Annotated in this window: 16 protein-coding genes and 1 pseudogene; 2 read left to right on the top strand and 15 right to left on the bottom strand. The window is 46.8% G+C overall.

Annotated elements, in window-relative coordinates:
• Window positions 1-2: 2 nt before the first annotated feature.
• The 4 genes from DXB70_RS14185 to DXB70_RS11830 form a co-directional block, all read right to left on the bottom strand.
• Window positions 3-167: a hypothetical protein gene (locus DXB70_RS14185; protein ID WP_182435390.1), complete on the bottom strand. Its 165-nt coding sequence runs from the start codon at window positions 165-167 to the stop codon at window positions 3-5.
• A 197-nt stretch (window positions 168-364) separates the two neighbouring features.
• Window positions 365-580, bottom strand: a complete 216-nt coding sequence (locus tag DXB70_RS14415; protein ID WP_243032327.1) for a hypothetical protein — start codon at window positions 578-580, stop codon at window positions 365-367.
• Between the two features lie 1,139 nt (window positions 581-1,719).
• Window positions 1,720-2,379, bottom strand: coding sequence for a DUF6198 family protein (locus DXB70_RS11835; protein WP_118673380.1), 660 nt, complete (start codon window positions 2,377-2,379; stop codon window positions 1,720-1,722).
• Window positions 2,373-2,990 carry a class I SAM-dependent methyltransferase gene (locus DXB70_RS11830; protein ID WP_243032329.1) on the bottom strand — a complete coding sequence of 206 codons (618 nt, stop codon included), beginning with the start codon at window positions 2,988-2,990 and terminating at the stop codon, window positions 2,373-2,375. The genes DXB70_RS11835 and DXB70_RS11830 overlap by 7 nt, the downstream gene beginning before the upstream one ends.
• A 109-nt stretch (window positions 2,991-3,099) precedes the next feature.
• On the opposite strand from DXB70_RS11830, the gene yeiL reads away from it, so the two are divergent.
• Window positions 3,100-3,771 carry a transcriptional regulator YeiL gene (yeiL, locus tag DXB70_RS11825; RefSeq protein WP_118673379.1) on the top strand — a complete coding sequence of 224 codons (672 nt, stop codon included), beginning with the start codon at window positions 3,100-3,102 and terminating at the stop codon, window positions 3,769-3,771.
• A gap of 2 nt (window positions 3,772-3,773) precedes the next feature.
• On the opposite strand, the pseudogene DXB70_RS11820 reads toward yeiL, so the two are convergent.
• The 9 genes and pseudogenes from DXB70_RS11820 to dapF (DXB70_RS11780) form a co-directional block, all read right to left on the bottom strand.
• Window positions 3,774-3,893: pseudogene (locus DXB70_RS11820) on the bottom strand (TnpV protein); the annotation flags it as partial.
• Window positions 3,894-4,233: 340 nt separating this feature from the next.
• A complete protein-coding gene (gene rlmD, locus DXB70_RS11815; RefSeq protein WP_118673378.1) occupies window positions 4,234-5,637 on the bottom strand; it encodes a 23S rRNA (uracil(1939)-C(5))-methyltransferase RlmD in 1,404 nt (467 codons plus the stop codon).
• Window positions 5,638-5,669: 32 nt separating this feature from the next.
• A complete protein-coding gene (locus DXB70_RS11810) occupies window positions 5,670-7,052 on the bottom strand; it encodes an MATE family efflux transporter (RefSeq protein WP_118673377.1) in 1,383 nt (460 codons plus the stop codon).
• Window positions 7,053-7,183: 131 nt separating this feature from the next.
• Window positions 7,184-7,816 carry a cytidylate kinase-like family protein gene (locus DXB70_RS11805; protein WP_022358543.1) on the bottom strand — a complete coding sequence of 211 codons (633 nt, stop codon included), beginning with the start codon at window positions 7,814-7,816 and terminating at the stop codon, window positions 7,184-7,186.
• A 170-nt stretch (window positions 7,817-7,986) separates the two neighbouring features.
• Window positions 7,987-8,787, bottom strand: a complete 801-nt coding sequence (locus DXB70_RS11800; protein WP_118673376.1) for an N-acetylmuramoyl-L-alanine amidase — start codon at window positions 8,785-8,787, stop codon at window positions 7,987-7,989.
• 72 nt (window positions 8,788-8,859) lie between these two features.
• The gene (gene dapF, locus DXB70_RS11795) at window positions 8,860-9,660 is read right to left on the bottom strand and encodes a diaminopimelate epimerase (RefSeq protein WP_117795974.1); all 801 of its coding nucleotides are present in this window, start codon (window positions 9,658-9,660) and stop codon (window positions 8,860-8,862) included.
• A gap of 46 nt (window positions 9,661-9,706) precedes the next feature.
• The gene (locus tag DXB70_RS11790; RefSeq protein ID WP_117795975.1) at window positions 9,707-10,261 is read right to left on the bottom strand and encodes an ANTAR domain-containing protein; all 555 of its coding nucleotides are present in this window, start codon (window positions 10,259-10,261) and stop codon (window positions 9,707-9,709) included.
• 31 nt (window positions 10,262-10,292) lie between these two features.
• The gene (locus tag DXB70_RS11785; RefSeq protein WP_118570476.1) at window positions 10,293-11,612 is read right to left on the bottom strand and encodes a glutamine synthetase family protein; all 1,320 of its coding nucleotides are present in this window, start codon (window positions 11,610-11,612) and stop codon (window positions 10,293-10,295) included.
• A 220-nt stretch (window positions 11,613-11,832) separates the two neighbouring features.
• The gene (dapF, locus tag DXB70_RS11780) at window positions 11,833-12,693 is read right to left on the bottom strand and encodes a diaminopimelate epimerase (protein WP_118673375.1); all 861 of its coding nucleotides are present in this window, start codon (window positions 12,691-12,693) and stop codon (window positions 11,833-11,835) included.
• 542 nt (window positions 12,694-13,235) lie between these two features.
• Here dapF (DXB70_RS11780) and DXB70_RS11775 point away from each other — a divergent pair.
• Complete coding sequence (locus DXB70_RS11775) at window positions 13,236-14,162, top strand: AraC family transcriptional regulator (RefSeq protein ID WP_118673374.1); 927 nt, start codon at window positions 13,236-13,238, stop codon at window positions 14,160-14,162.
• Between the two features lie 163 nt (window positions 14,163-14,325).
• Here DXB70_RS11775 and ytvI read toward each other — a convergent pair whose 3' ends face one another.
• Window positions 14,326-15,441: a sporulation integral membrane protein YtvI gene (gene ytvI, locus DXB70_RS11770; RefSeq protein ID WP_118467082.1), complete on the bottom strand. Its 1,116-nt coding sequence runs from the start codon at window positions 15,439-15,441 to the stop codon at window positions 14,326-14,328.
• Between the two features lie 38 nt (window positions 15,442-15,479).
• A complete protein-coding gene (locus DXB70_RS11765) occupies window positions 15,480-16,670 on the bottom strand; it encodes a pyridoxal phosphate-dependent aminotransferase (protein WP_107001247.1) in 1,191 nt (396 codons plus the stop codon).
• Window positions 16,671-16,800: the final 130 nt, after the last annotated feature.

Below are 16,800 nucleotides of genomic sequence, written 5' to 3'. Positions count from 1 at the left end.
TCTTATTTTCCTTTCCACATCTTTCTTCCGGATGATTCCTGACCTGTGGCTTCATAAGCCCTTACCTGCTGCTCAATCCGTATCAGCTTCACTGCCAAGCTCTTTGCTACAATACTGATCGCCTGCAAAATGCCGATCAGTTCCTGTGCATTTTCCATAAGTGCCATAACTCCTTTCCTACGTTTTGAAGGAAATCAAATAGATCCTTCTACTACCCGTAATGACACTTTTTTGAAAACTGGCAATGAAAATGAAAAGTTTTTATAAAAACCGTTCGACAAACAATAAAAATCATGTCGAATCTCTTGTTTCCTACACATCAATACCATTTTTCCTAAAAAAATCACGCAGTTTTTCCAATACTTTATTTTTTTTGAAAAGCCAACGTCCTCCTGTTTTTTCCCATTGATTTTGAAAATTCACAGACACTCATTTCTTCTCCAAACACCTTCTCAGCCAACTCCCTTTCGTCTGGAAGCAAAGATTCCAGCGCTTCTTCTAAAATTCCAAGCAGCATCTTTTTCTCCAGCAACGTCTCTATGCTCTCTGCATCCATATCCCTGATTCCCATATCATCCACCGAATTATCTCTCCATGCTTCATACGATTCTTCCGTATACCCTTGTTCCTCCATTGATTCCCTGTTCCTCTGCTCCCGCTTTTTCTGCTGTCACCATGGGCGATAATAGTTCTGATATTCCTCTTCTGTAACCTCCATCCAGACTTCCAGTTTTCCTGACCGGATTTTGATTTTTCGATCTGCCATACAGCTTTCCTTTCTTTACCTTGCGGTAAAGCCAGAAAAAACTGACAGCCGATTCCATATACGCAAAAAAAGACCGCAAAAAGCTATCATTCAACTTTTTACGGTCTTTGAAATAAATCCTTCCACACGGGGCATGTCCCGGCGGACGCATTATTTGATTTTGACTGATACTACAATATTTTTCATTGGTGTCTGGCATTCCGCTTATCAAGCATTTCGCAGCCGATAAAAGCGCAGGGTCAGGCATCGTCTCTCTCCTTCCCGGCAGTACCGCACATATTCATGACTTCTCATGTACTAATGCAATCTGCCTTGGGCCTGTCTGTTACGATGCAATCCCACTTTCCATAATCTACCATGTAACAAGATTATTCCCATATAGAAATATTCTTAAACACTTCTTAGTCCTGCCTTACATCCCCCCAACTCCATTTTCATTAAAAAGATGATAACAGGCAGTCTAATCTGTACTTGCACTGTTTATACTATATCGGTAATTCCATGCTTACTATCCCCAAGGAATTTTTTATAAAAATCGGAATGGGGCAAGCGAGGAGCGGCACCGGGGAGAGCATAGAAAAACGCCCGGACAGCATGAAGCTATTCGAGCGCAAAAGGTGCGGTATTCAGTTAAAAAACGACGATTTTCGCAATTACTAGTAGACTGTTCCTGTTGGGCAGTCTGGCTTTTTTAACGGTAACGCAAATATCGTCAGAATTTGTCGGCGGTTAGGTTGTATCATGGCGACTTCCTCCTATAAGCCGCCGTATCTATCAGCGTCAGCGCGTCATTTCATTTGAGGACAAAAGAAACGGCGGCCTTGATTTCTCAAAACCGCCGTAAAGCATGGTATTCCAAAATTAGACGCACCAAATCTACCACCTCTACCAACGGTTTTTTTTATTTACCGTTGGGTGGCAATCGTAAAACCAGTCTATTACTTTAGTGATTCTTAATTTTGCATTCCTTTTATTAACGGGCTAAAATCCATATGTTTGTCTAAAAATTTGCCACACAAGGCAATTAACGGACCATTTAAGAGTGTACAGATAATTGTGCCAAAACCAATTCCTCGCAGTGCTTTGAAAAAAAGTAAGGACATAAGTATTGCAATGATACAACTAATCCAGTCATATATAATCTTTACTTTATTGATATTCCAATTTTTATATTCAGAAAGGACTTTTACAAACATCTCATAAATTTGAGCTGGTAAATTTGTCCTAAAATAGAAGGCAATTCCGGCTGCTAAGACAGCAGTTCCTATCAGGAATAAAAACAGCCTATCCACAAACGACACAAGTTGTATGTTACTGACAATGTTCATTATACAATCCAGTACACCAGCATAAGGAATTGCTACTAAAAATGACCATAATATTCTCCATGCAAATTTCTTTGTAATAAAGCAGCATAGTATAAATAATCCGCATTGAACCAAACACTCCGAAATGCCAAAAGAAAGAACAGGGATTTTTAGTGATAAAATATAAGCAGGTGCTGCAACCATTGAAATACCAATGTCTGCTTTTGTTTGCAATGCGATCCCCAAGGCAGAAAGAACTGTTCCAAGTACAAAGACCAGTTCTCCGCATTTTAATTTTTTTAGCATATCTTTTTACCAATAAAATAGAAGCCGTTTGATTTATGACCATTCATGGTAGTAAAAGTTAAATGCTCATATTTTAGCGCATTGAAACCTGCAAGTAGATTAAGAATCCAGTTTTCATCATGATGTCTGCAAACAGCCCCCTCTGGCAACTCGAAAACGCCATAATTTCCATATTTGGAGGCAAATTCAGCGTAGCGCTTTTTATTTCGGTCGTCATCATTTAAAAGGAAATCATTAACGTATAGTATGCCGTTTGGCCTTAAAACTCTTTCGATTTCTCTGATTAGCTTCTCCTGCTCGGAATTATTCTGAATGCAAGTTAATACTGCAAACAGAATAACGGCATCAACGCTCTGATCAGGCAAATCAATATTGTCTGCTATTTTTGTTCTTAAATCCAAATAAGGGAATTGCTCTTTGCCCCGTTCGATCATCCCACTTGAAAAGTCAATTCCTATTAGATGCTGAAAACCAAGTTGATAAAGCTCATTAAGGGTACGTCCATAGCCGCATCCCACATCGAGAATTACAGAATTTCTTCCCACATACTTTTCAAATTCAGCTGCATGAAAAGGTGTTGTAAATTGTTTTTTGTTGATACTTGATCCCAATATTTTTTTTGCTCCATTGCAATGTCCTCCTTTCTTTTCTTGAATTATAGCGCTATTTATGTTAGACTACTATGAGAAATTTCACACACTTTTGCAGAAAGGAATATTCATGAAAAAGATAGTTCAGCAAAATCTCATAGATGAATATTACAATCACTTTCCTTTGACAGATTATTTCAATTTTGACATAAGACCGTATGTTTCGATTGTTCAATTTGAAAGTGACGAAGTAATAATGCAGGAGGGGACCGCCCCTGCACACTTGTATTATCTAATCAATGGTAGAGCAAAATTGTTTCTATCGCACGAAAACGGATGCATATCCCTAATCAATTTCTTAAATGCCCCTTGTTTCATTGGGGAAATGGAATTGATTGGAGCGCAAAACACATCAAATGGAATTACAGCAATTACAGAATGTACTTGCTATGCAATTAACATAAGCAGTTGTAAGCATAAAATTTTGGAGGATATAAGATTTTTGCGCCATCTCTGCCTTTTTCTCAGTCAAAAAGCAATAGGAAATACATATAACTATTCACGTAATCAGTCTTACCCTTTGGATGTACGTTTGGCAAATTTTATTTTACTCACATCACAAAATGGATATTACAGAGAGAAACATACAGAATCATCAGAATTTTTGGGGGTTACATATCGACATCTTCTATATGTTTTGGCTGATTTTGTTAAGCGTGGCATACTAACAAAAACCAATAGTGGTTATTATATAAGTAATTTGGCTGCGCTACAAAAACTGGCTCATTGCACCCAATATTAAAATTATCTAAAAATTAATTCATTTTGTATTATTTCTTCCACCTGCGCCTTACAATTATTTACCAGCCCTACCCACTTCATTTGATTGGCGGCTTTTAATTCTTCGGTCACACCGGCAGCTTTCATAAAATCATCGCAATAAACATCCCCGCAGATTTCCGGGTCTGTTCATAGTCCCGGATTGCCTTTTCCAGCTCCGCGATCTCGCTGGCAAGTTCCCTCTGTTCTTTCGCGTAAGGTAATCATTTCACTTTCGTCCCGTGGTTTCCACTTTTGCCGCGGAGTATAGACTTTTGCCAAAACGTACAGGGTTTCGTCCCGTGGTATCCATTTATCCGAATATCACGGAACAAAACCCTGTTTTCCATTTACCCCACCTGGAGTAAATTTTTCAATTCACATCTATTTTCTTCGTAAAAACACAAGTTCATTTTTTCCAAAAATGCCGGAAAATCCCGGAAAATCAACGTTTTTTAACGAGAAGAGCCACGGTTTCAACATGCCCCGTCCACCCAAACAAATCCACCGGCCATGCTTCTTTCGCCCGATAACCATGCTTTGCGAATACTTTCAAATCGCGTGCCAATGTATCCGGACCGCAGGAGATGTATACCACCCGTTTCGGCTGCATAAGTGCTACCGAATCGATAAATTCCTCGGTACTTCCGCTTCTCGGCGGGTCCATAAATACCACATCTGCACTCTCGCCTCTGGCTGCCATATGAGACATGAACCGTCCGGCGTCATTGCAGAAGAACTGTGCATTGGTGATGCCGTTCTTCTTCGCATTCTGCACTGCATCCCGCACTGCATCCTGATTTAACTCTACGCCGATAACTTTGCCCGCGTGTTTGCTGGCAATGAGACCGATCGTACCAATACCGCAATAAGCATCCAGTACCGTCTCCTTGCCTGTAAGTCCTGCCAGTTCCATCGCTTTTCCGTACAGCTTCTCAGTCTGAACTGAGTTAATCTGATAGAAGGAACGGGACGAAATACGGAACCGGAGTCCGCAGAGTTCATCTTCGATATATCCTTTTCCATACAGTACATGTTCTTTGTCCCCCAGTACCATACTGGTGCTTCTGCCGTTGATATTCTGGACAATCGTAGTAATTTCCGGGTGCTTTTCACGAAGCGCCTTGACGAAATTGTTCTTCGACGGGAATACCGGGGATGCTGTCACCAAAACGACCAGAATCTCGCCGGTTGTGAAGCCGCGGCGAATCAATACATGACGCAGCAGACCGTATCCGGTGTCCTCATCAAAAACACGAATCTTGAACGAACGAAGCATACTCCGGATCGTCACGATGATCTCGTCTGCTTTCTGATCCTCAATCAGACAGGAATCCACCGGAAGAATCCGATGTGTCCCCTCTTTGTAAATGCCAGAAATCGGATTATTTTTCCGATCCAATCCAAATACCGCATGAACTTTATTGCGGTAATGATACGGCTCTTCCATTCCAATGATCGGCCGAACCGGACAGACACCGCCCAGCAGTTCTTCCATGCGCTTCTGTTTTTCTTTTAACTGCTGATCATAGGTTAAATGGAGATACTGACAGCCACCGCACTCACGGTAAATCGGACATTTTGTTTTTCCACGCTGTCCACCATGAACCGTTTTCTGACCGTCTTTTTCCCCTACATTTCGTTTCCTGTCCCCATGTGTGCCCCATTTATCCTCAACTCCAGACACTTTACGGGCAGATTTTCCCTGTTTTTCCCCATTGACTCCCACTTTTGCACTATTCTTGGAAAATCCAGTTGTTTTCTCCCCCCGGCCAAACGATTTCTTTCCTTCCGTTCTTTTTCCATCAGAACCATTCCCTGCTGTCTTTTTCCATCCTGTTTCTTTCATTTTTTCTCACACTTTCTTTCTTCGCTTATCTTCTACGCCTCTCTCAACTCTGCTTCCGTCTTCACGCCCTTAAAATTCTTCTTCCAACGTTCTTTCTTAAAATGCATCGCGTAAATGAGTCCGCGCACGCATTCATCAGCTGCCATTGCAATCCAGACGCCTTCCAGCCCCCAGCCGAGCTTGCTGCCGAGCAACCAGGAGCCGGCGGCAGCTACGACCCACTGGAAGGTGATTCCGACCGTGGTCGGGGTCAGGACATCGCCGACCGCAATCAGGCATTTGGTCATAACAATGTTGACCGCGCGCCCGATCTCCAGCACAATCTCAATCACCAGAATCCGCCGTCCAAGCGCAATGATCTCCGGGTTGTCTGTGAAAATCAGGAAAATGTATTTGCCTCCCAGGCACATCAGCACCGCCATCCCGACACACGCCGCAATCGCAACCTTCAGTGTCGCATTCACTCGTTTCTGTATATCATTCAGACGGCGCGCTCCGATCAGGTAGCCCAGCACAATCTGGGTTGCCGTCGCGATCGCCATCGCATAAACATAATCAATATTGGCAAAAATCGTACAATATCCCTTGGTTACAGTAACCAGCGTTCCAAAGGAATTAACAATTCCCAGAATCATCATCTGGGAGAGATTGTATGAAAAACTTTCGACCCCCGTCGGAATTGCCAACAGGCAGAGATTTTTTAAAATCTGCACCGGAAATGGACGCAGATAACTCATTCCCATTTTGACGCGGCGGCTCTTGAAAAACATTCCGATCATCAATGCCAGACCAACTAACTTACTGATATCCGTCGAGATCGCCGCCCCGACCGCCCCAAGCTGCGGCATTCCGAACCAACCGTTGATTAAAATCGCATTTCCCACAATATTCATGGCATTCATGATAACTGATATAATCATGACTTCCTTTACCATGGCAAATGCGCGGATCATAGCTGAGAATGTCAGATAAAGTCCCTGCACCAGAATAAATGCGCCGACAATCAGCAGATACAGCGACGCCTCATCAAAAACCTCCTCCGGCACATGGATCGCCCGGTAAAGCGGCGTGTGCCCGGCAAAAACCAGGATCGTTGCCGCAAGACTGACGCCGCCGATCAGCACGATCGAGACCATGCAGGTCCGGGATGCATTTTTTTCATCCTGCGCGCCCAGATACTGGGACAAAATCACGGTAACCGCCGTCGATGCCATGCTCAGCACGATAATTACCAGGTTCATGATCTGGTTCGCATTGACAATCGCTGCCACTGAGGGCTGCGATACCCGGCTTACCATCATCTGATCAACGTTTCCGACCAAAAGCTGCAATAACAGCTCCACGAAGATCGGCAGCGACATCAGAAATAAATTCCGGTTCGTATTCATTTTGTCAATATCATTTTGATATTTCATATTTTCCCCTTACTTGTAATAATAACAAAACAGCACATACAGCCGTCCAAACACTCTCGTATTCGCCCGGCTGCATGTGCCATTTTACACGATACTATATTGAATTGCAAGTGGAAGTCATTCTTTTTCCCTTACAAAAGCCCCCTCATTTTTAAATAATCCTTAATCAACTGAACTGCCCCGTCCACACCAATCTGCGTCGTATTGATTAAAAGATCGTAATTCTCCGGTTTCTCCCAGTCGCGCCCTGCATAATAACGATTATAATCGCGGCGTTCCCGGTCGATCCGGTGGATATTTTTGAGAACGTCTTTGTCCGCGTAGAGATTCCGCTCACGCACGCGCTCCTCACGCACTTTAATATCCGCGTAGAGGAACACGCGGATCAGTCCCTCGGTGCCATCCAGCACGTAATCCGCGCAGCGACCGATGATGACGCAGGATTCCTCCGCCGCCAGCTTCCGGATCACTTCCGACTGGAAGCGGAACAGATTGTCAGCTGAAATGAGATCGGAACCGAACGACGGTGCGCCCTTTTCCGGCGTCAATGTATTGATAATCTTGTATAAAAGCCGGTTGCCCGCCTTCTCGTCTGCCAGATGGAAATAGCTCTCTTTGATACCGCTCTCATCTGAGTTCATACGGAGAATGTTCTTATCATAAAAACTGATCCCCAGATCTTCCGCCAGCTTTTTGCCCGTATCCGCACCGCCGCTTCCATACTGTCTCGCAATCGTGATGATAATTTTTTTCTTCTCTGACATACCAAACCCCTCCCTTTATCTACAAGAAAATGCACGTTGCTTTCTATCTTCAGCATACCATAATGAGGGAATTTTTTCCATTCATTTTTACAAAAAGCACAGCAAAAATCAATCAAATAAGTCATTCTATTCTTATTTTCAGATAGTGCCTGTTTTTCAGCTTTTCTCCCCTACTTCACCTCCCTCTCATACAAAAGCACCGTCGGAAATCCCGCCTTCCGCAGTTCCTGTTCCATCCGCACAGCGTTGTCGAGATTTTTAAACGCACCGACCCGAAGCTTGAAATACGTCCCATCGTACACCAGAAATGCAGGGAATCCCATACGGCGCAGTTCTTCTAACTGCTGCTCTGCCAGCGATCGGATGCGGTACGCCCCCGTCTGGATCTGGTAATAATAGTCGCTCTCTTCCACCGGACGGCGATCCATGTCGTCATCGATTACATTTAGAATCCCAGATGCAACCGCCGCCGCAATTTCGTCAAACTGTGCGTCAAACCGCTTGTTATCCTCCGGATTGTCGATAAATCCGGCTTCAACCAGAACCGCCGGCATCTGCGTTTTCCGCAGCACAATCAAATCCGGGCGCTCGATCACGCCGAGATCCACATATCCGGTGCGCGCCAGCTCTCTCTGGATTGAATCCGCCAGCTGTTCTGATTCCCTGCCTGTCTTGTACACCAGCGTCATGACGCCCGAACCTTTTCCCGGATCACTCGCCGCATTGCGGTGCAGGGAAACAAAATAGTCCGCGCCCGCCTCATTTCCCATCTCTGCTTTCTGGTAGGGCGTGTCATAGACGTCCGTTGACCGCGTGTAGACGGCATTCACCCCATTTTCCTCGAGAATCCTCCCTACTGCCAGCGCCAGACGCAGGGTATCGTCCTTTTCCATCCGATCCTCAAATACTGCTCCCGGATCTTTCGTTCCGCCGTGCCCGGCATCTATCATCACTTTCTTTTTTTCTTCCAAAAGAAAAGACTCCTCTCACATATCGTTGTACTACTACCATATGTGAAAGAAGTCCCAAAGTTTCCTGTTTAATTATTCCTCATACTCCCCGCTAAACACTTCCACCGCCGGTCCAGTCATGAACACGCGGTTTTTCTCGCGGTCCCAGCGGATCTGCAGGCAGCCGCCCAGCAGCTCGACCTCAACCGCATCCTCCGTATGCCCTGCCAGAATGGATGCAACGGCAACCGCGCAGGCACCTGTTCCACATGCCATCGTTTCGCCGGATCCGCGCTCCCAGACACGCATTTTTACGTGTGTGCGGTCAATGACCTTGACAAACTCGGTGTTGGTACGATCCGGGAAACGCTTATGGAACTCGAATTTCGGTCCGATCGTCTCCAGATCCAGGGAATCAATCTCATCCATAAACAGAACGGCGTGCGGATTTCCCATGGAAATTCCGGTAAATTCGTATTCCGTTCCATCTACCTCGATCTTCTCCGGAAGCTCGGAAGTCTGCTCCGGCTCGCCCATATCGACGGTGACCGCCGTTACTTTGCCATTTTCAACCTTCATATCCAGATATTTAATCCCGGACAATGTCTCAACAGAAATCTGCGGCTTGTCCACGATATGGTGGTCATACGCATATTTTCCCACACAGCGGATGCCGTTGCCGCACATCGCGCCGCGGGAACCGTCCAGATTGTACATATCCATGCGGCAGTCTGCCACCTCAGATGGGGTAATCAGAATCAATCCGTCGGAACCAATTCCAAAATGGCGGTCACTGACGGCAATCGCCAGCTTCTCCGGATCGTTTACCGTTTCTTCAAAACAGTTGACATAGACATAATCATTGCCAAGTCCCTGCATTTTTGTAAATTTCATCGTTTTTGCTGCTCCTTCTGCCTTTTTGATCCTATTGTAAAGGATCTTACGCCATTTTGTAAAGACTGATTACCATTTGTGCCGCCTCAATAAGGCTGACCTGGCTGTCCATGCTGCATTTCTGCAGATATTTGTGCGCCTCCGGCTCCGCCATCCGGTTCCGCTCCATCAAAATAGCCTTTGCGGTGTCGATCGCTTTCTGATCCTCTTCCCTACGCTTCTGCGGCGGCTGGCGGCGCATCCGCCGTCTTTTTTCCGCCTGTGACTGCTCAATCATGCGGACTGTCGAAACTAAATCTCCCATTTTAAACGGCGCCGGCAGGCAGACAATCCTTCCCATCGCTTCGCCGCTCCACCGGCTCGGGGAAGCAATGAGAAGCAAATCAAATCCCGGCGGCAGCTGGTCGGCAAGCTGCCGGCAGGTCATATCACCAAACCGGTAGCCGCTCACCACAATCCCGCTTCGCAAATCATCGGTTAACGCTAAAACCTGCGCGCCCGATGTGCAGGAGGCTGTGACCTGTATTCCATGTTTTACGAGTATATTTCTAATATTTCGTCCGTCCTGCGGCTTCGAAAATGCTACTATGATGTTTCCCACGTGGTCTCACCTCACTGCGATTTCGTACCCCCTAACAACGATACAGATATTCCGCTGTCTCCCAATCCGTCACATAGGCACAGAAGCGTTCCCACTCCTCTTTCTTGCCCTCGCCGTACATCCGGCAGAACTTTTCCCCAAATACACGGTGTGCAAATTCATTCTGATCCAGCTTCTGGAGCAATATCCCCAATGTCTCCGGGAACCGCGGCGCATTCTCATCGCCCGCTTCTTCATCCAGCACCAGCGCCTTCTCGATTCCTTCCAGTCCTGCTGCCAGAATCGCCGTCAGCGCCAGATACGGATTCGCAGACGGATCCGGGAACTGCACTTCCACGGAAATACGTCCGTTCCGGTCTTCCTTCACATGAACTGCCTTTTCACTTCCTTTTTCCCACACAGCCGCCGGGAACTCCGGCTGGAACACCGTGCTCCGCTCCGCCGCCAGACGTTTATATGAATTGACGGTCGGATTCGTAAAAATCATCATATCACTCAGATTTTTAAGCACGCCTGCTGCAAAATGCTTCGCCTGCGCCATCGCCTCCGCGCCCCGTCTGGAAGAGATCGACACGCCCACATGAAGCCCCGATCCGTCGCCGCTCATGTTTGGCTTCGGCATAAAAGTCGCATGCAGACCATGACGTTTCGCAATCCGTTTGACCGCCGCCTTGAACGTCTGTAAATAATCTGCTGCCTCAATGCCCCGGCGCGCCGGAAGGACGAAGCTGTGCTGTCCGGCAGTCAGACCATGATGCGTGCTCTCGACCGCAAATCCTGCTTCCTCCAGGCTCAGAACCATGTCCCGGCGGACGCCCTCTGCCAGATCGATCGGCCCCGCGTCATAATACCCGGCAACCTCATGCGTCACCGTCGTCGGTCTCCCATCATCATCCGTGTGAAACAGATAAAACTCACACTGGAAATCAAAATCAAAGTCCAGTCCCATCTTCTCGGCACGTTTTACCGTTTCCTGTAAAATATGACGCGAATCCGTCCAGGACGGCGTCCCATCCGCATTGCAGACCTGGCAGATCACACGCGCTACATTTTCCTGCCCGGAATCCCACGGAAGAACCTGATACGTTGATGCATCCGGCTTCAAGTACAATTCCACACTCTCGCTCTGGTCCGTCAGATACTCCGGCGCCGCCGCGCCCTCGATCCCAGCTTTCTGTAAGCCGCCGAGCGCAAACCGGTTGATTGCATACCCCTCTTTCATCGCTTTTTCCGCCTGCCTCCGCGTCATCTGGACCATTTTGCACTGTCCAAAAATATCGGTAAACTGCAGCTTTACCAAATCAACATCTTCATCAAAAAAAGGTTCGGATCGGTTCGTATTCTCTCCCATCGCCATTTCCTCCTATAAAAAACGAGGCAGCTGTCTTTGTTTCCAGTCAGCCCCCTCGCCCTCTTTTCATATACGCCCAGAATTTTCCTGCCTATACAGCCCCCAAAATTTCAAGCATACGTTTATGATCGTTTTGCTGTGTGAGAATGCCCCTGTCATTCTTTTCACAATTTTTATAAATAAAATATAGCAGTCCGATATTTTTCTGTCAAATACTTTTTTATTTAATCCGCAGCTGTTCGCTCAATTCATTTCCCAACTGGATATGTCCCACATAGCCGACCTCGCCGACCATGTAAACCATGCCGTCCTCCTTGATTTCCACTTCCAGCGTGCCGCCCGGCATATGGACGTACATATGCGGATCGGCAAGTCCCAGGCGGTATGCCGCACTCGCCGCCGCGCAGGCGCAGCTTCCGGACGCCAGCGTATATCCAACGCCTCTCTCATAGATCTCGATCTGGATATTCGTCCGGTCAAGAACATTTAAAATCTGCGTATTGACCTTTTCCGGGAAATATTCGGATGTTTCCGAATGCTCGCCGATCCGGCACACCATTTCCTTCGAAATCTCATTCATCCAGATAACACAGTGCGGATTTCCCATTGAAAGACAAGTCGTGACATACGGAATCTTTCCAAATACCATCGTCTGGTTTACCATCTCCCGCCGCTCGCCGGTCACCGGAATCTCATCGCTCCAGAACGTCGGATGTCCCATCGAAATTTTCACACGGGTCGCATCCTCGTTGAGATAAAAGACTGTCTCCTCGCCTCCCAGCGTTTTCCAGGAGATCGTCGTTTTCTGCACATATCCCGCGTCCCGCAGATATTTTGCAAAAATACCCATGCCGTTGCCGCTCTTCTCCGCCTCGCTGCCGTCCGCGTTGTAGATGCGTACATAAAAATCATTCTCCCCCAGATATGGACCCGCCAGAATGCCGTCCGCGCCGATGCCAAAATGACGGCTGCACATCTTCTGAATATTCTCCGCATTCAATTCCAGATCATTCTTATTTGGATCAAACACCAGGTAATCATTTCCCATACAGTGATATTTTTCAAGCACAACCTGTTTCATCGCGATACCTCCTGCCCCTTTTAATCAATACCATAAAAATCTTTCATCGTAACTGTTCAGTACCTTCACAGTCACGCGCAAAAATCCATTAAAATTGCCTACGGCAATGGGATTTTTGCCTGCTGACCCATGTTTTCGTACGGTCAGCGCAGTAAATGCGCAGACCTACTGAACAGTTACCTTTCATCAATGATTTCTATTCTACTTCCGTTCTTGAAATCACTTTATCATGCATATCCATTTATGTTTTGAATATGTCTGCATTTTCATAATATTCCATCTATGCTTTCTTTAATTTCAATTTTAGGAAAATATAGCAGCTTTTAATAGAAGAATTATGCTTTAAATATTGCATATAATGCTATATAATATGAAATAAGAAATGAAATATCTGTGTTTCAAAACATATTTATCTCAGAGCAACATAACAAACTCAATGCATTTATACAAGTTCAAGAATGCCGAGATGGGAGTCAACTCACATCTGATATAATTTCCCGCAACAATCAACCTGCAATACACTCAAAAAAAGGAGTCCCCTTATGCCAGAAAATACCACCCACGAATCCCCCGCCTACGAAAAACGCGGCTACCTCAACCACGAATTCCGCCTTTTCCACCTGCGCGGGCAGATGGATACACCGGTTGCCTACCACTATCATGATTTCCACAAAGTCCTGATCCTGTTAAATGGCGAAGCGGACTACATCGTGGAAGGCCGTTCCTACCACCTCCGCCCGCTCGACATCGTCCTCGTCGGCGCGCACTGCCTGCACAAGCCGGTCGTACCATACCACAGCCGATATGAGCGCATCATCCTCTACCTGTCGCCGGAATGTCTGGATGCATTCTCCTGTGCTGACTGTGCGCTCGACCTCTGTTTTCAGCTTGCCAGAGAACAGCAGTCCGACGTTCTGCGTCTGGGTTCCCTCGCCATGACGCCGCTCTTAGAGGCGCTGTCAAGACTGGAAAATGCCTATCAGACAGGTTCTACAAATGACAATGGCACAGACAATGCTAACTTTGAATCCCTTGATGGCAGCGGCAGTTATGGCGCCGGGCTTCTTCTGCGTTTATTATTCCTGGAATTTATGGTACACCTTGATCGCGCCGCCTCCGAAAACCACCGGGAATACGTTCCGACCTCCCCTTCCGGCGAAAAAATCCTGGAACTCATGCGCTACCTCTCTGAACACCCAGAAGAAGACCACACGATCGACCAGCTCGCCACCCGCTTTTACATGAGCAAATACCACATGATGCGCCTCTTCCGCCAGGAAACCGGCTACACCATTACCGAATACCTGACCGAAAAACGCCTCCAAAACGCAAACGAGCTCCTGCGCCGGGGCACCCCCGTCACAGAAGCCTGCTATCAATCCGGATTCCGCAATTATGCTGCGTTCCTCCGGGCATATAAGAAAAAATATCGCGATACGCCGCATAATTTATCCAGATTAAATTACTAAAAAAGAATGTGCCTCAGCACATTCGGGCGTCTCGCGCGGTCGCTTGCGACATGTTTCTGCTTCGCGCGAGTGCGCATCCTCGCGGAGCGTTTTTTGTTTCATAGGACGCAATTTCCTATGAAACAAGAAAATTTTACTATATAGAAATAGAAGGAAACCTCCCCTATTCTTCCCTCCGGAATTTCTGAATCGACTCCATTAGCATTCTGAAATTCCGGATCATTGAATCAAACGCCCCATATTTATAAAAATTGATAAAGACAAGCCCCACCGGCACCGCCAGAATCATGCCTGTCAGCCCGCGCAGCTTAAATCCCAGATACAAAAGAAACAGCGTCATCAGAGGCGGCAATCCCATCGACTCCCCGACGATCTTCGGCTGGATGATCTGACGGACGACCTGCGTCAGGATGTAGAGCAGGATAAGCCCGGTCGCATACGCATACTCCCCCGCAAACAGTTTCACAACCGCCCATGGGAACAGCACCGTTCCCGTTCCAAAGATCGGCAGAAAATCCAGAATCGCCGTCAAAAACGCCAACAGGACACCGTAGCGGACACCCAGCACCAAAAATCCTGCCGCGAGAATCAGCGCCACCACACACATGATACGGAATTGTGCCAGAAAATATCCACCAATCAGTCCCTTTGCGTCCCGTTTCATATACTCGATATAGCGGAATACAAATGCCGGAAGATGCTCTTTCAGCCACCGCATGATGGACTCCCGATCCGCCAGAAACAGGTATGAAGACAGGATAATAATGACCATATTTACCAGAAGATTCGGAATACTCTTCGCCACATGTCCGGCGATCTGCACGGTCGGTTCCGCCGCCCGCGATACCAGTTTTCCAAACAGACCATCCAGATTATCCGAAAATGCCAGCAGCGGCGGTTGTAAATTCTGCGGAAAATATTCTGCAAGCTTCCGCCCATTCTGCAATGCATTCTCGATCTCAGCGATCACACTCTGATATATTTCCGGTGCATCCGCCAGAAAACTTCCCATTTCCCGGTAAACCAGAAGACCCGCCCCGTAAAAAAGACCGATCACGATCGCCAGCGCCGCAATAATGATCAGCATCGAGCCGTGGCGCCGCACCAGCTTCACGCGCCGTTCCAGAAACCGAACCAGCGGATTTGCTAAAAGTGCCAGAATCCATCCGACCACAAACGGCATGAAAAAATGCAGAAGTCTGGGACCTAAAAAGATGACCAGACATAAACCAAGGAGCGGAATCACAATATTCAGAATCATTCTAAAACATCGTTTCATCTCATCCTTTTCCTTTCCAAGACGATGATACAATTTCGCTATACCAGATTATAGTGTTCCGCAATCTTTCTGAATGCCGGAAGCGATCTCTCGATCTGTCCATATGATACGCAGTATGCGATGCGCACATAACCTGGGCACGCGAATGAACTTCCCGGTACTACCAGTACATTGTACTGTTTGCATACCTCGCAGAATTCCTTCTCATTCTCCACTGGAGATTTCACAAACAGGTAGAACGCGCCCTCCGGCTTGATGCAGGAAAATCCGCACTCTTTCAATCCGTTGTAAAGCAGGTTACGGTTGCGGTCGTAAGCTTCCAGATTCACATTCGCATCTACGCAGCGCTTGATGACTCTCTGCATCAGGGATGGCGCATTGACACAGCCCAGAACACGGTTCGCGATCGTTGCCGCCTGGAATACATTTGCGCTCTCATCCATCTCAGACGGGATTACCAGATAACCGATACGCTCGCCCGGAAGGGACAGGGACTTGCTGTACGAGTAGCAAACCACTGTATTGCGGTAATATTTTGTCACATACGGTACAACCGCGCCGTCGTAAGCCAGCTCACGATACGGCTCATCGGACAGAAGCACGATCGATGTGCCAAATTCCTTCTGTTTCTTTTCCAGAATTGCTGCAATCTTCTGCAGTGTTTCCTCGGAATAAATAACGCCGGTCGGGTTATTCGGGGTGTTGATGATCACTGCCTTGGTCTTTTCGTTGATCTTTTCCTCAAATTCAACGAGATTCGGCTGGAAATCCACCGTATTCGGAGATACAACCACCAGCTCGCCGTCATAGTTGCGGACATAGGAACCATACTCTACAAAGTATGGTGCAAAGGTAATGACCTGCTCTCCTGGATTTAACAGGGTCTTTAAAATGACATTCAAACCACTTGCCGCACCGACCGTCATCAGGATGTTGCCTGCGTGAAAGGAGGTGCCGAACCGGCGGTTTAACGACTGAGCGATCGTCTCACGCACATCTTCATAGCCTGCGTTGGACATATATCCGTGTACAAACAGGGAATCTTCTTCCTTTACGATATCCTGAATTGCCTGATTTACCTCTGCCGGAGCCGGTACGCTCGGATTTCCAAGGCTGAAATCAAACACATTCTCACGTCCATATTTCGCCGCCAGCTTATTGCCCTCTTCAAACATCATACGGATGGCGGAGTTATTTTTCATAAGCGGTATCATTTTTTCTGAAATCATTGGCTTGCCCTCTTTTCTGTAAAACTGATCCATGCGGCAACTCTATCTGTATACAAGCAGCACTTTAACTTACTGAATTGTCGTCTTTTTGTTATTATAGCAGATTTTATTTCATTTTTATATCTTAATC

Origin of the sequence: Clostridium sp. OM05-5BH (genome assembly GCF_003481505.1) — a bacterium.
GTDB lineage: Bacteria > Bacillota > Clostridia > Lachnospirales > Lachnospiraceae > Otoolea > Otoolea fessa.
This window is presented reverse-complemented; position numbering and strand designations above follow the sequence as displayed.